Source organism: Kribbella sp. NPDC031520 (assembly GCF_055580825.1).
The window spans coordinates 739,652-752,988 of record NZ_JBVIKS010000001.1 but is presented as its reverse complement, the minus strand read 5'-3'; the positions used below and the strand labels follow the sequence as shown (position 1 = coordinate 752,988).

Genomic DNA, 13,337 nt, shown 5'->3' with positions numbered 1-13,337 from the left:
GGACCCCATTTGGGGAGGGCGAGCGGATTCTCTACGGTTGGTCCGTGCGTCGCCTGTTTCGAGTCGTCATCGCCAGCGGAATCGTGCTTGCCACGGTCCTCCTGGTGATCGCCGGTACCCTCGTCTACGTCGTCCGCCACTCGTTCCCGACGTACGAAGGAACGATCGACCTGGAGGGGCTGGACGGCGACGTCAGCGTGGTCCGGGACGCGAACGGCATCCCGCAGATCTACGCGGACACCCCGGCCGACCTGTTCGCCGCGCAGGGCTACGTGCACGCGCAGGACCGGTTCTTCGAGATGGACTTCCGCCGCCATGTGACCGCCGGGCGGCTGAGCGAGCTGTTCGGCAAGAGCGCGCTGGAGACGGACAAGTTCGTCCGGACGCTCGGCTGGCGGCGCACGGCCGAGGCGGAGCTTCCGCTGCTCAGTCCGACCACCCGGCAGTACCTCGACGACTACGCACGCGGCGTCAACGCGTACCTGTCCACGCACGGCGGCTCGGGCCTCAGCCTCGAGTACGGCGTACTGTCCCTGCAGCCCGGCGGTCCGAAGAACTACACGCCGGAACCGTGGACCGCAGCCGACTCGCTGTCCTGGCTGAAGGCGATGGCCTGGGACCTCGGCGGCAACCTGGACGAGGAGATCACCCGCACCAAGCTGCTCGCGGCGTTCCCGGCGCGCAACATCGAGAGCCTCTACCCGCAGTACCCGTACGACCGGAACCAGCCGATCATGGCGGCCGCCTCGATCGGCAAGGACGGCAAGTTCAGCTCGACGCCAGGGCCGAGCACCGAGGTCCGGCGCAGCATGCTGACCAAAGACCTGCTCAAGTCGCTGGACTCGGTGCAGAGCGTCGCCAAGGGCCTGCCCCAGCTGCTCGGCCAGGGCGACGGCGTCGGCTCCAACTCGTGGGTGGTCTCCGGTGACCACACCACGACCGGCAAACCGCTGCTGGCCAACGACCCGCACCTGGGCGCGACCATGCCGGGTATCTGGACGCAGGTCGGTCTGCACTGCAACAACGTCGGGAAGAGCTGCCCGTTCGACGTCTCCGGTTTCAGCTTCTCCGGACTGCCCGGTGTGGTGATCGGTCACAACAACGCGATCTCGTGGGGCTTCACCAACCTCGACCCCGACGTCCAGGACCTCTACCTGGAGCGCATCGACGGCAACAACGTCCTCTACAACAACAAATGGCGGGCGATGGCCACCCGCGAGGAGACGTTCAAGGTGGCCGGCGAGGACACGCCGGTGAAGATCACGGTCCGCGAAACCCGGCACGGTCCGCTGATCTCGGACGTCGGCGAGGACGAGCAGAAGGTCGGCGAGATCGCCGCGTCGCAGGCGAAGGATCCGAAGGCGTACGGCGTCGCGCTGCAGTGGACCGCGCTGAACCCGGGCAAGACAGCCGACGCCCTGTTCGCGATCAACACCGCGCAGAACTGGACCGAGTTCCGCGCCGCCGCGCAACAGTTCCAGGTCCCCTCGCAGAACCTGGTGTACGCCGACACCGACGGCCACATCGGCTACCAGTCGCCCGGGCTGATCCCGATCCGCGCGACCGGCCGCGGCGACTGGCCGGTGCCGGGCTGGGATCCGAAGTACTACTGGAAGGGCTACATCCCCTTCGACGCGCTACCGACCGAGTTGGACCCGCCGAGCGGGATCATCGTCACCGCGAACCAGGCCGTCGTCCCGAACACGTACTCGTACTACCTGACCAACTCCTGGGACTACGGCTACCGGAGTCAGCAGATCCTGGACCGGATCAAGGCCGCCGGGAAGCTGGACGTGAACGCGATGGCGTCGATCCAGCTGGACACGAAGAACAAGGCCGCCGAGATGCTGGTGCCGTACCTGCTGCGGATCAGCATCGACGACGCGTTCGACAAGCAGGGCCAGGACACCCTGCGGAACTGGGACTTCACCTCACCGCCGGACTCCGCCGCCGCGGCGTACTTCAACGTCGCCTGGCGCAACCTGCTCGCGCTGACGTTCCACGACCAGCTCCCCGAAGGCACCTGGCCGGACGGCGGCTCCCGCTGGTTCGAGGTGATCCACGTGCTGCTCGGCCAGCCGAACAGCGGCTGGTGGGACGACATCCGGACTCCACAGCGCGAGAGCCGTGACGACATCCTCCGTGAAGCTCTGGTCAACGCCCGGACCGAGATCACCCAGAAGATGGCCCGTGAGCCGGCCAACTGGCAGTGGGGCAAGCTGCACAAGCTCACGCTAGCCAACCAGAGCCTGGGGAGCCCATCCAGCCCGAGCCTGGTCAGGAAGATCTTCAACCGTGGCCCGTACGAGCTCGGCGGCGGTGAGTCGATCGTCGACGCCACCGCCTGGGACGCCTCCGAGGGGTACGCCGTGACCGCGACGCCGTCGATGCGGATGGTCGTGGACCTGTCGGACTTCGACAAGTCGCGCTGGATCAACCTGACCGGTGTGTCCGGCCACGCCTTCTCGTCGAACTACACCGACCAGACGGAACTGTGGGTCAAGGGCGAGACCCTCCCGTGGGCGTACACCAAGGGTGCGGTCGAAGCGACCCGCAAGCATTCGCTGACGTTCACCAAGCCGGACCGGTAGCGGCTACCAGGCGGGCGCGCTGGCCTCGGCGAACAGCTCTTCGGGCCAGGTCCAGAGCGCCCGCTGTGTCATCAAGATCGAGATGGTCCCGTCAGAGGTCGTCGACCAGAGCGTGCCCAGCCCGCCGGCCCAGCCGTACCGGTCCTGGCTCACGGACAGGCCATAGCCCCACCCGGTGTCGGGCCCCAGAAAGCCGGCGGCTGCCGCACGCTGCCGTGCGGTGAGGTGGTCGGTCGTGAGCTCTGCGATCGCGGCAGGTGACAGCAGACCGCCGTCCCGCAGCATGCGTGCGAACGCGTGGAAGTCGTCCACGGTCGACACCAGCCCGCCGGCCGCGTCCGGGAACGGTGGCGGCGTCAGCCACTGACTGTCGGCGGCACCGTCGAGTACGTCGTCCCCGACGTACGCCGTGGTGAGCCGTGCTGGGTCGGACGCCGTGAACCCGGTGTCACGCATCCCCAGCGGTTCGAACAACCTCTCGCGCAGGAACTCCTCCAACGGCTGCCCGGCGACCCGTGAGATCACGACGCCGAGCAGATGTGACCCTGTGGCGTACAGCCAGCGCTCACCCGGCTGGTACTGCAGCGGCAGCGTCGCGAACCGGCGCATCCACTCGTCGGGCTCCAACGGAGTACGGGGAAGCGGCGGCCCGAACGTGTGCAGCCCCAGCTCGGCCTCACGTTCCCGCAACGGCGGGTGGTCCGACTCGCCCAGACCGAGCCGGAACGTCAGCAGGTCCCGTACGGTGATCGCCCGCTCGGCCGGCACTGTGTCCTCGATCGGCCCGTCCGGATCCCGCAGTACGACGGGGTTCGAGAGCTCCGGTAGTACGTCGGACACGGGCGCGTCCAACGACAGCCGTAGCTCGTCGACCAGCAACATCGTCGCGGCCGCGGTGATCGGCTTGGTGAACGACGAGATCCGGAACAGGCTGTCCCGCTCCAGCTCCGGGCCGTCGTACGCCGTCGTGCCATGGATCTCGACACGCGTCTCGTCGCCGCGGCTCATCAGGCTGATCAGGCCGGGCACCACTCCGTTGTCGACGTACGTCTGCAGCATCAGCCCAGTCCAGCAGCGAACGACATGCTCCGCCACTGGTCCGCGCACATGCGGATTCCATCGGCCAGTGCTGGGAACTGCGGGACCAGCGGAGTACACACAAGCACCTGCAGCGCCCGCGCATGGTCCATCAGCTGCTGCACCTCTGGATCGAGACGAGCGCCGTACGCGCGGCACAGGTCCGGGCCCAAGCCTGCGAGGTCCCATTCCCGCGGACCAATGGTCACGTCCTCGAAGTCGGCCCAGAGCGGGCCGTCGACGGTGTTGATCAGGTTCCATGACGGGGCATCGCCGTGGATCGGCTGCACGACGGTGTCCTCGAAGGTTGCCTGGAACCCAGCCTGGCTGGTCAGGATCGGCTGCAGCACCTTCCACTCGGCTCTCGCGCGGTCCAGGTCCTCCTGCTCGAGCAGGCCCGGCACGGCCTCGGTCGTTGCCAGACTGGACCCGATCAGCCGCAGTGGTGTCATCCAGGGCAGGTCGCCCGGGTACGTCGCCAGCTGGGCGTGCAGCTCTGCCACGCGAGCTGTCGCGCCCACGTAGTCGGGTTCTGCGGCCTGGTCGACTTCTACGTACTTCCAGAAGGTCATGCAGAGCCCGTCCTGCTCAACCGGGACCGGGTGGCTCGGCTGGACCACGGGTACACCCTGTGCGTGCAGCCAGGTCATCACGTCGATCTCGCGCTGCTGGCGTTGCACGGCGGGCTCTGGTTCCTGTAGCGCTTCTGGGAGGTTCATCGGCACCCGGGCGACGACCGGTGACGGTTTGAGGTGCACCACGGTCGAGAACGCTTCGTACAGGACGGTCGGATCGGTCACTGTCAGGCCGAGGGAGCGTGCGGCTGTGGCTGCTGCTCGAACAGCGGTCTCAGTCATCCACCGATCCTCGTAGAGGGATCAAACGGGTAGGCGTGAGCGCTGCGTCTACCGGCCTGTCGTGGGCGTCGCACGGAAGCGTGTCGACGATCTCGTTGTCGTACACGGCGGCCCAGACCGGCGTACCGGGGCGGACGCGGGCAATCGCCCGGTCGTACGAACCGCCGCCACGTCCGAGCCGTACGCCGTCACGCGCCACCGCCAGGGCTGGGCAGATCACCAGGTCAGCGGTGGCGATCGCGTCGGGGCCCAGGTCGACCGGGGGCTCCGACAGACCGAGGCGCCCAGGTACGAGGTCCGCTGCACCCGGGGCGACGCCCCAGCCCAGGTCGTTGTCGGCGTACAGGATCGGCAGCAGCACCTCGTGGTGCGTCGCGAGCAACCAGTCGATCAACGCGCCGGTCTGCGGCTCAGGGCCCATCGACACGTAGAGAGCGATCCGGTACACGTCCGGTAGCACCTGTTGGGCGCTCGCCAGCAGTCCCTCAGCCCGGGGCCGAGCACCCCGCGCTTCCAGGAACTGCCGCCGCGCCACGGCCTTCGTCAGGAACACCTTCTGATCCTAGGGCTCCCGCGCAGCCCCGCCAGGAACCACGGAGGGAACCCTGGAGCGTGACGCGGGCAACACTGGGATCACCGTCCGTCCCCTAGGGTTGGTCCATGAGTGAGGTGGGTCTCAGACAAGCGCAGGAGAAGATGCGCGCGGCCGGTGCGGCCGACGTGGCAATACGCGTCTTCACGCACTACTACCGGCTGCTCGAGTCCGGGCAGCAGGGGAAGATCCCCGAGGACGACATCGAGCCGGTCGGGGAGTTGCCGCACCTGGACCACCTGGACACCGATCCGGAGGCGATGCGCGCCGCGCTCGCCGAGACCGTGGTGATCAAGCTCAACGGCGGCCTCGGTACGTCGATGGGCGTGACCGGCCCGAAGTCCGCGCTGCCGGTGAAGGACGGGCTGAGCTTCCTCGACATCATCGCCCGGCAGATCCTGAGCACCCGGCGCAGGTACGGCGTACCGCTGCCGCTGGTACTGATGAACTCGTTCCGCACCAAGACCGAGTCGCTGCAGATTCTCGCCGAGTACGACGGCCTCGCGATCGACGGCCTGCCGCTCGACTTCCAGCAGAACATGGAACCGAAGCTGCTCGCCGACGACCTGACGCCGGCCGAGTGGGACGCCGACCCGGAGCTTGCCTGGTGCCCGCCCGGCCACGGCGACCTGTTCACCGCGATGGTTGCCTCCGGCACCCTCGACGCCCTCCGCGAGCACGGCTTCCGGCACGCGTTCATCTCGAACGCCGACAACCTCGGTGCCACCCCGGACCCGCGGATCGCCGCCTGGATGGCGGAACATACCGTACCGTTTGGTATGGAGGTCTGCCGGCGCACCCGCTCCGACCGCAAGGGCGGCCACGTCGCGGTCCGGAAGTCCGACGGGCGGCTGATCCTGCGCGACAGCGCACAGGTCGCGGACGAGGACACGCAGTACTTCCAGGACATCACCCGGCACAAGATGTTCAACACCAACAACCTGTGGATCGACCTGGACCGGCTGGCCGAGCTGATGGACGGGCACGACGGCGTCCTCGGCCTGCCGATCATCGTGAACCGCAAGACCGTCGACCCGGCCGACCCGTCGTCCCCGAAGGTCATCCAGTTGGAGACCGGGATGGGGACCGCGATCGAGACCTTCGAGGGATCGCAGGCGGTGATCGTGGACCGCAGCCGGTTCAAGCCGGTGAAGACGACGAACGACCTGCTCGTGCTGCGCTCCGACGTGTACGAGCTGGACGAGTCCGGCGACCTGACCACGACGCACGAGGGCGACGAGCCGTACGTCGACCTCGACCCGGAGTACTTCCGGATTCTCGCCGACTTCGAGTCCCGGTTCGCGGGCGGGCCGCCGTCGCTGGTCGCCGCCGACCGGCTCGCCGTTCGCGGTGACGTTGCCTTCGGCAAGGAAGTGGTGGTGGTCGGGGACGTCGAGGTGATCGCGCCGGCCGGCGAACGCGTGGTGATCGCGGACGGGACCGAACTGCGTTGACCGACGACCTGCTGGTCCGTCCGCTCGAGCCGTCCGACACCGCCGAGGCCGCCGCGGTCTGGTGGCGGTCGCGGCACGCCGACGGGTCACAGGTGCCGCCGTCGATCCACACCTCGGAGCAGGTCGCCGGCTGGTTCGCCGACGTACTGCTGCCGGACGGGCAGACCTGGGTGGCGCTCGACGAGGACCGGATCGTCGCGGTCCTCACCCTGGACGGCGACGACCTCGACCAGTTGTACGTCGCCCCGGAAGCGGCCGGCAAGGGCGTCGGCTCGCTCCTTGTCGACCTCGCCAAGGACCTCCGCCCCGGCGGGCTGGCGCTGTGGACCTTCCAGACCAACCTCCGCGCGCAGGCCTTCTACCGGCGCCACGGCTTCCAGGAGGTACGCCGTACCGACGGCACGGCCAACGAGGAACGCCTGCCCGACGTGCGGATGACGTGGGGCAAACACCCCGAATCGGAACCCGACCGGACTTCTTGACGCACCCTCCCGGAACTATCGCCTGAAACCCCCGATCCGTCGATTAAGGTCGAGCTCGTGAGACGGAGTGTGGATGAGCATCTGGAGGTCGTACTCGGACGGGTGGCGGCCCTGCCGGCGTTCGATCAGCCGTTGATGGACGCGGTCGGGCTGGTGCTCTGCGAGGACATCGTCTCGGGGGTGAGCCTTCCGGGGTTCGACAACTCCTCCATGGACGGGTACGCAGTGCAGGCCGCGGACCTGGCCGGTGCCTCGGACGAGAACCCGATCGGTCTGCCGGTGGTCGGGGAGTTCCGGGCCGGGCGGAGCGAGCCGATCGTGGTCACCCCGGGGACGTGTGTGCGGATCATGACCGGTGCGCCGATGCCGCGGGGTGCGGACAGCGTGGTTCCGGTCGAGTGGACCGACGGCGGGACGGTCACTGTGCGGATCACCCAGCAGCCGCCGGTCGGCGGATCCGTGCGGCACGCGGGCGAGGACGTGACGGCCGGGGCGCAGGTGCTCGACCGGGACACGATCCTCGGGCCGCGGCAGATCGCCGTTCTCGCGGCGGTCGGCCGCGCGCGGGTGAAGGCCAGACCGCGACCACGCGTCGTGGTGATCTCGACCGGGGCCGAGCTGCGGGAGCCGGGTAGCCGGCTGGGCGACGGGCAGATCTACGACTCGAACAGCTACACCCTGGCCGCCTGCGCGCGGGACGCAGGAGCGGTGGCGTACCGCGTCGGCATCGTCGACGACGACCCGAAGCGGATCATGGACACACTGTCCGACCAGCTGGTCCGTGCCGACCTGGTGATCACGACCGGCGGCGTCAGCATGGGCGCGTACGACATCGTCAAGGAGGAGCTGTCCAAGCTGGGCACCGTGGACTTCCCGCAGGTCGCGATGCAACCGGGGAAGCCGCAGGGATTCGGGGTGATCGGTGAGGACGAGGTGCCGATCTTCACGCTGCCCGGCAACCCGGTGTCGGCGTACATCTCGTTCGAGGTCTTCGTCCGGCCGGCGTTGCGCAAGATGATGGGGCAGATGCCGTACCGGCGGGCGCTGGTTCCGGGCGTGACGCTCGACGGGTTCAGCTCACCAGCGGGCCGGCGGCAGTTCGTCCGCGCTGCGGCCAGCCCCGGCGACGAGGGCTGGATGGCCAGTACAGTCGGCGGGCACGGCTCGCACCTGCTCGGCGGGCTGAGCCGCGCGAACGCCCTGATCGTGGTGCCGGAGGACGTGACTTCGGTCCGGGCCGGCGATCCGATCGAGCTGATGCTGCTGGACAAGGAGACCGGATGACGCAAGACCCGGGTGTGGTCCCCGGCACCGGTACGCCGGGGTCCGGCGGCCTGACCCATGTCGACGAGACCGGGGCCGCGCGGATGGTGGACGTGTCCGCGAAGGACGCCGGTGCCCGCCGGGCCGTTGCCAGCGGCAAGGTTCTGGTCTCGGCCGAGGTGGTGACGGCGCTGCGTGGCGACGGCGTACCGAAGGGGGACGCGCTCGGTGTCGCCCGGATCGCCGGGATCATGGGTGCGAAGCGGACCCCGGACCTGGTGCCGTTGTGCCACCCGATCGCGATCACTGGCGCGAAGGTCGACCTCGAGGTCGCGGACGACGCCGTCCTGATCCGGGCCCAGGTGAAGACGAACGACCGGACCGGCGTCGAGATGGAAGCACTGACCGCGGTCGCGGTCGCTGGACTCGCGGTCATCGACATGGTGAAGGCACTGGACCCGGCGGCCGTGCTGACCGACGTACGGGTCGAGCTGAAAGAAGGCGGTAAGACCGGCCACTGGGAGCGGTCGTGAGGGCTCTTGTCGTCAGCATTTCCAACCGAGCGGCCGCAGGTGTCTACACCGACACGACCGGACCGCTGATCGCGTCGCGCTTGTCCGACTGGGGTTTCGAGGTGTCGGGTCCGGAGGTGGTTCCCGACGGCGCGCCGGTCGGTGAGGCGCTGCGTGCCGCGGTCGAGGCGTCGTACGACGTCGTCCTGACCACCGGTGGTACGGGGATCTCGCCGACCGACGAGACGCCTGAGCAAACAGCCGCGGTCCTGACGAAGGTCGTTCCGGGTATCGCTGAAGCGATCAGGGCGTACGGCATCGCCAACGGCGTACCCACGGCGGCGCTGTCACGGGGACTGGCCGGAGTCGCGGGTTCTACGGTCATCGTCAACCTGCCCGGTTCGCGGGGCGGCGTGAAGGACGGCCTTGCGGTGCTGGAGCCGCTGCTGCGGCACGCGGTCGAGCAGGTACGCGGCGGCGACCACGTACGGACGGACACCGACTGATGGCCATCGTTCAGTGGCCCGTCGAACTGAAGCACGGACAGGTCGGGCTGAGACCGCTGCGTGCCGGCGACGGTTCCGAATGGGCCGCCGCGCGGCAGCGGAACGTCAGTTGGTTACGGCCCTGGGACGCGACCCAGCCGCCCGGTGCCGAGGACGGCGCGCGGACGTTCCGCGCGATGGCCCGCGACTGGAACCGGCAGGCACGGTTCGGCCGGATGCTTCCGTTCGTCATTACGTACGGCGGAGCCGCCGGGGCCGGTGCCCGTTCGAAATGGCCGCTCGTCGGACAGCTCACGGTGTCCGGGATCACGTACGGCTCCGCCCGCTGGGCGAACCTCGGCTACTGGGTCGACGAGCAGTACGCCGGCCGCGGCATCGTGCCGACAGCGGTCGCGATGGCCGCCGACCACTGCTGGTTCACCCTCGGCCTGCACCGCATCGAAGTCGCGATTCGCCCGGAGAACAAGGCAAGTCTGCGCGTCGTCGAGAAGCTCGGCTTCCGGTTCGAAGGTGAACGGCCGCGGTTCCTGCACATCGACGGCGACTGGCGCGACCACCGGATCTTTGCCCTGAACATCGAAGAGGTCGGACCCGGTCTCGTAGCGCGACTGCCCTGACTACGGTGCGTGCTATTCACATCAGTCACACGAGTCTTCTTGCGACACACCGCGCCACGTACCCCATCTGGCCCCCGCCGCGCCTTAGCGTCATCGCATGGGGACGACAGGCTTGATCTATGTGGCGATCGTCGCCGCGTGGGCTGCCTATCTGGTCCCGATGTGGCTGAAGCGCGGCGAGGAGAAGCGGCGCACGCCGGTCGTGCCGTCGTCCGACGAAGCGCGCGTACTCTCCCGTGATCCGTCCCGGACGCGGTACGTCGTACGCCCGGCCGGATCCGCCGCCGCCGACGACCCGTCGCCGCCGAAGCGGTACATCCCCAACCGAGCCCGCCGGGTGGCCGCGATGCGCCGTCGGCGGGTGCTGTCGATCCTGACCCTTTCGCTGCTGTCCGTCGTCGCCCTGGCCGGTCTCGCGATCGTGCCGTGGTGGTCGGTCGCGGTGCCCGGCGCCCTGATCGTCGGCTTCGTCGTACTCACCCGGGTTCAGCTGCGGCACCAGGCCCGGGTACGGGCAGCGGCCGCGGCGGAACGTCGTACCCGCGACCAGTCCAAGCACGACCGCGGCCCCGCCGGCAAACCTGCGCCGACGCCCGACGAGGAGATGACCATCGAGGTCAAGCTCCCCGCCGAGCCCGCGCCGGCGCCCGCCCCGGCCCCGGTCGGCAAGCCCGCTGCCGAAGGGCTGTGGGACCCGGTCCCGGTCACGCTGCCGACGTACGTGATGAAGGAGAAGGCGCCCGACCGTACGGTCCGGACCATCTCCCTCACCGACGACGAGGTCTTCTCCAGCGCCCGTACGACGGACCCGTCCGAGAAGCCCGCCGCCACCGAAACCCCGGCCCCGAAGCAGGTCGAAGAACCAGAGGTGAAGCGGGCCGTCGGCGACTGATATCCAGTTTTAGATACCGAGCCTCTACGTGTTAGAGTTTCGCGGTCGCCAGGGAAACCAGGCGGCCAAGCTCGGGGCTGTGGCGCAGTTGGTAGCGCGCTTCGTTCGCAACGAAGAGGCCAGGGGTTCGAATCCCCTCAGCTCCACGAGGGCGATGGGCGACGTGTGTCGCGCACTTACGTGCGCTGACCGCGTCGCCCTCGTTATTTGTGCGGCTGCGCTTCGCTTGCCGCGTTGCGGGGGCTTCGCCACCCGCACCCCCTGCGCCTTCGCTTCGCTCGGCGGCCTTCGCTTCGCTCGGCTCCTGGGTTGGGTCGCGCGGTTAGGTGACCTGCTGGGGTTGGGTTGGCCTGCTGCTCGCCATCCGGGGTTGGTGGTCCTGCTACTCGCCGTCCCGTGGTCGGTTGGCCTGCTGCTCGCCGTCCGGGTGATGTGCCGCCCGGGGCCTTCGCTTCGCTCAGTTGTTGGGTCAGGTTAGGGATGTTGTTGCTGCTTTTAGGTCTTCTAAGGCGGCTCGTGCGTGTTCTGCCAAGTCTGTGTCGTCCTGCGTGGCTGTCCAGGATTCGTAGCCTTGTTTGAAGGCTAGGAGGCCTAGCTCGGCTGCCAGGTGGGCTGTGGGGGCTGGGACGCCTCTGGCTTGTAGGGCGTCGGTCATGGCTTTGGACAGGCCTACCGATTTGAGGGCGTCGCGTGCTTGGAGTTCTGTGCTGGCGGCTATGGCTGCCTTGAGGCGGGGAGCTAGTTCGCGGTTCAGGGGGCCCATGGCGGAGGAGGCTCGTTCCAGGCCGGCGGCTACTGCCTCGAGGGGGGTGGCGGTGGCGGGGGCGTCGGTGATGCCTTCGGTGAGGAGGGTGCTCAGGGCGTCTTGGCCGGCTACCAGGAGTTCTCGTTTGTCGGGGAAGTGGCGGAAGAAGGTGCTCTTGGTGACGCCCGCGCGTTCGGCGATCTGGGTGACGGTGGTGGCGTCGTAGCCGTGTTCGGCGAAGAGGTCCACGGCGGCCAGGACCAGTCGTTCGCGGGCTCCGGGTTGCCATCTCGCCATGAAGGACAGTGTAGGTGATGAGACCTTTGTCCCATGAGGTGCTACGGTGATGGGACAAAGGTCTCATCATGTGAGGAGCGGGTTCATGCGGGTTTTCGTTACCGGGGGTACTGGGCTGATCGGGTCGGCCGTCGTACGGGAGTTGCTTGACGGCGGGCACGCGGTCGTTGGGTTGGCGCGGTCCGAGGCGTCGGAGGAGGCGTTGCGGGGTGCTGGGGCGGAGGCGGTTCGAGGCGGGCTTGCGGATCTCGACGTACTGCGTGCCGCGGCGGACGGCGCCGACGGGGTGATTCATCTTGCCTTTAGCAACGACTTCAGCAGTCCGGAGGCGTTGGCCGCGGGGGTTGCCGAGGAGGCCGCTGCGCTTGCGGTGATGGGGGAGGCGCTGGTGGGGAGCGGGCGGCCGCTCGTCACGGTTTCGGGTACGCCGTGGGTCCCGGGCCGGGCGTCCACGGAGGCTGATCCGTTGCCGCTCGACGGACCGGTTGGTGGACGGGGGCGTTCGGTGATGGCGGCGTTGGGGTTGGCGGAACGGGGCGTGCGGAGTGCGGCCGTACGGATGCCTCGGACCGTGCACAACCACGGGGAGGGCGGGTTCGCCGGTTTGCTCACGCAGATAGCGCGTCAGTCGGGCGTCTCCGGCTACCCCGGCGACGGTACGCAGCGCTGGCCCGCGGTGCATGCGCTGGACGCGGCGGTGCTCTTCAGGCTGGTCCTGGAGAACGCACCGGCTGGTACCGCCTGGCACGCGGTCGCCGACGAGGGCGACGCCGTACGAGACATCGCCACCGTCATCGGCCGCCGCCTCGACCTGCCGGTCAAGCCAGTGCCCGAGGAAACGTACGGCCCCCTCGGCCCGATCTTCGCCACCGACCAGCCGGCGTCCAGCACCTACACCCGCAAGAGCCTCAACTGGCAACCGCGGCACCCGAGCCTCCTCGAAGACCTGGAGCACGTTCGGCCGTAGGAATCGCCGCAGCTAATCTTGACTCATTCCAGAAAACGCGGAAGACTGCGGGACGTGCCGACGGTGGATGAGCTCCAGGAGTTGTTGCGTGGGGTCTCGTTGCGGGTGACGCGGCCGCGGCTGGCGGTGCTGGCTGCGGTGTACGGGCATCCGCATGCGGACACGGACTCGATTATCGGTGCCGTACGCAACGAACTGCCGCAGACGTCGCACCAGGCGGTGTACGACTCGCTGCAGACGTTGACGGCGGCGGGCCTGGTGCGGCGGATCCAGCCGCTGGGCTCGGTGGCGCGGTACGAATCGCGGGTGGGCGACAACCATCATCATGCGGTCTGCCGGTCGTGCGGCGCGATCGCCGATGTCGACTGTGCGGTCGGGCACGCGCCCTGCCTGACCGCGTCCGAGGACCACGGTTTCGTCATCGACGAAGCCGAGGTCATCTATTGGGGCCTGTGCGCGGACTGCGCACGACGTACCTGAACTTC

At 68.7% G+C, this 13,337-nt stretch carries 14 protein-coding genes and 1 tRNA gene; 11 read left to right on the top strand and 4 right to left on the bottom strand.

What is annotated here, in order from left to right; genetic code table 11:
* Window positions 1-44 precede the first annotated feature (44 nt).
* Window positions 45-2,591, top strand: coding sequence for a penicillin acylase family protein (locus ACZ5BU_RS03710; protein ID WP_465695259.1), 2,547 nt, complete (start codon window positions 45-47; stop codon window positions 2,589-2,591).
* Window positions 2,592-2,594: 3 nt separating this feature from the next.
* On the opposite strand, the gene ACZ5BU_RS03705 is transcribed toward ACZ5BU_RS03710, so the two are convergent.
* The 3 genes from ACZ5BU_RS03705 to ACZ5BU_RS03695 are packed head-to-tail and all read right to left on the bottom strand — an operon-like array spanning window position 2,595 to window position 5,078.
* Window positions 2,595-3,650, bottom strand: coding sequence for a serine hydrolase domain-containing protein (locus ACZ5BU_RS03705; RefSeq protein ID WP_465695257.1), 1,056 nt, complete (start codon window positions 3,648-3,650; stop codon window positions 2,595-2,597).
* Entirely contained in the window at window positions 3,650-4,525 is an 876-nt protein-coding gene (locus tag ACZ5BU_RS03700; RefSeq protein ID WP_465695256.1) for an aminoglycoside phosphotransferase family protein, read from the bottom strand. Before ACZ5BU_RS03700 ends, ACZ5BU_RS03705 begins: the two co-directional genes overlap by 1 nt.
* Complete coding sequence (locus tag ACZ5BU_RS03695) at window positions 4,518-5,078, bottom strand: 5-formyltetrahydrofolate cyclo-ligase (RefSeq protein ID WP_465695254.1); 561 nt, start codon at window positions 5,076-5,078, stop codon at window positions 4,518-4,520. The genes ACZ5BU_RS03700 and ACZ5BU_RS03695 overlap by 8 nt, the downstream gene beginning before the upstream one ends.
* Window positions 5,079-5,185: 107 nt before the next feature.
* On the opposite strand from ACZ5BU_RS03695, the gene ACZ5BU_RS03690 reads away from it, so the two are divergent.
* From ACZ5BU_RS03690 to ACZ5BU_RS03655, 8 genes are all read left to right on the top strand, one after another.
* Window positions 5,186-6,571, top strand: a complete 1,386-nt coding sequence (locus tag ACZ5BU_RS03690) for a UTP--glucose-1-phosphate uridylyltransferase (RefSeq protein ID WP_465695253.1) — start codon at window positions 5,186-5,188, stop codon at window positions 6,569-6,571.
* Window positions 6,568-7,053, top strand: a complete 486-nt coding sequence (locus ACZ5BU_RS03685) for a GNAT family N-acetyltransferase (RefSeq protein ID WP_465695252.1) — start codon at window positions 6,568-6,570, stop codon at window positions 7,051-7,053. Before ACZ5BU_RS03690 ends, ACZ5BU_RS03685 begins: the two co-directional genes overlap by 4 nt.
* Before the next feature lie 57 nt (window positions 7,054-7,110).
* Complete coding sequence (gene glp, locus ACZ5BU_RS03680) at window positions 7,111-8,337, top strand: molybdotransferase-like divisome protein Glp (RefSeq protein ID WP_465695250.1); 1,227 nt, start codon at window positions 7,111-7,113, stop codon at window positions 8,335-8,337.
* Window positions 8,334-8,849 (top strand): cyclic pyranopterin monophosphate synthase MoaC, encoded by a 516-nt coding sequence (moaC, locus tag ACZ5BU_RS03675; RefSeq protein ID WP_465695248.1) that lies wholly within the window; start codon window positions 8,334-8,336, stop codon window positions 8,847-8,849. The genes glp and moaC overlap by 4 nt, the downstream gene beginning before the upstream one ends.
* The gene (locus ACZ5BU_RS03670; protein WP_465695246.1) at window positions 8,846-9,334 is read left to right on the top strand and encodes a MogA/MoaB family molybdenum cofactor biosynthesis protein; all 489 of its coding nucleotides are present in this window, start codon (window positions 8,846-8,848) and stop codon (window positions 9,332-9,334) included. Before moaC ends, ACZ5BU_RS03670 begins: the two co-directional genes overlap by 4 nt.
* Window positions 9,334-9,951: a GNAT family N-acetyltransferase gene (locus ACZ5BU_RS03665; RefSeq protein WP_465695245.1), complete on the top strand. Its 618-nt coding sequence runs from the start codon at window positions 9,334-9,336 to the stop codon at window positions 9,949-9,951. The genes ACZ5BU_RS03670 and ACZ5BU_RS03665 overlap by 1 nt, the downstream gene beginning before the upstream one ends.
* Before the next feature lie 97 nt (window positions 9,952-10,048).
* Window positions 10,049-10,843 (top strand): divisome protein SepX/GlpR, encoded by a 795-nt coding sequence (gene sepX / locus ACZ5BU_RS03660; RefSeq protein ID WP_465695243.1) that lies wholly within the window; start codon window positions 10,049-10,051, stop codon window positions 10,841-10,843.
* Window positions 10,844-10,916: 73 nt separating this feature from the next.
* A tRNA-Ala gene (locus ACZ5BU_RS03655) sits at window positions 10,917-10,989 on the top strand.
* A 323-nt stretch (window positions 10,990-11,312) separates the two neighbouring features.
* On the opposite strand, the gene ACZ5BU_RS03650 is transcribed toward ACZ5BU_RS03655, so the two are convergent.
* Window positions 11,313-11,885, bottom strand: a complete 573-nt coding sequence (locus tag ACZ5BU_RS03650) for a TetR/AcrR family transcriptional regulator (protein ID WP_465695241.1) — start codon at window positions 11,883-11,885, stop codon at window positions 11,313-11,315.
* An 85-nt stretch (window positions 11,886-11,970) separates the two neighbouring features.
* Between ACZ5BU_RS03650 and ACZ5BU_RS03645 the strand changes: the two genes are divergently transcribed.
* Window positions 11,971-12,852, top strand: a complete 882-nt coding sequence (locus ACZ5BU_RS03645) for an SDR family oxidoreductase (protein WP_465695239.1) — start codon at window positions 11,971-11,973, stop codon at window positions 12,850-12,852.
* 63 nt (window positions 12,853-12,915) lie between these two features.
* On the top strand, window positions 12,916-13,332 hold the full coding sequence (locus ACZ5BU_RS03640; RefSeq protein WP_465696706.1) for a Fur family transcriptional regulator: 417 nt from the start codon (window positions 12,916-12,918) through the stop codon (window positions 13,330-13,332).
* Window positions 13,333-13,337 lie beyond the last annotated feature (5 nt).

Coding starts and splice junctions, on each gene's coding strand:
- ACZ5BU_RS03705 (WP_465695257.1), bottom strand. CDS start 3,650: ATGCTGCAGACGTACGTCGACAACGGAGTGGTGCCCGGCCTGATCAGC.
- ACZ5BU_RS03700 (WP_465695256.1), bottom strand. CDS start 4,525: ATGACTGAGACCGCTGTTCGAGCAGCAGCCACAGCCGCACGCTCCCTC.
- ACZ5BU_RS03690 (WP_465695253.1), top strand. CDS start 5,186: ATGAGTGAGGTGGGTCTCAGACAAGCGCAGGAGAAGATGCGCGCGGCC.
- moaC (WP_465695248.1), top strand. CDS start 8,334: ATGACGCAAGACCCGGGTGTGGTCCCCGGCACCGGTACGCCGGGGTCC.
- ACZ5BU_RS03665 (WP_465695245.1), top strand. CDS start 9,334: ATGGCCATCGTTCAGTGGCCCGTCGAACTGAAGCACGGACAGGTCGGG.
- sepX (WP_465695243.1), top strand. CDS start 10,049: ATGGGGACGACAGGCTTGATCTATGTGGCGATCGTCGCCGCGTGGGCT.
- ACZ5BU_RS03650 (WP_465695241.1), bottom strand. CDS start 11,885: ATGGCGAGATGGCAACCCGGAGCCCGCGAACGACTGGTCCTGGCCGCC.
- ACZ5BU_RS03645 (WP_465695239.1), top strand. CDS start 11,971: ATGCGGGTTTTCGTTACCGGGGGTACTGGGCTGATCGGGTCGGCCGTC.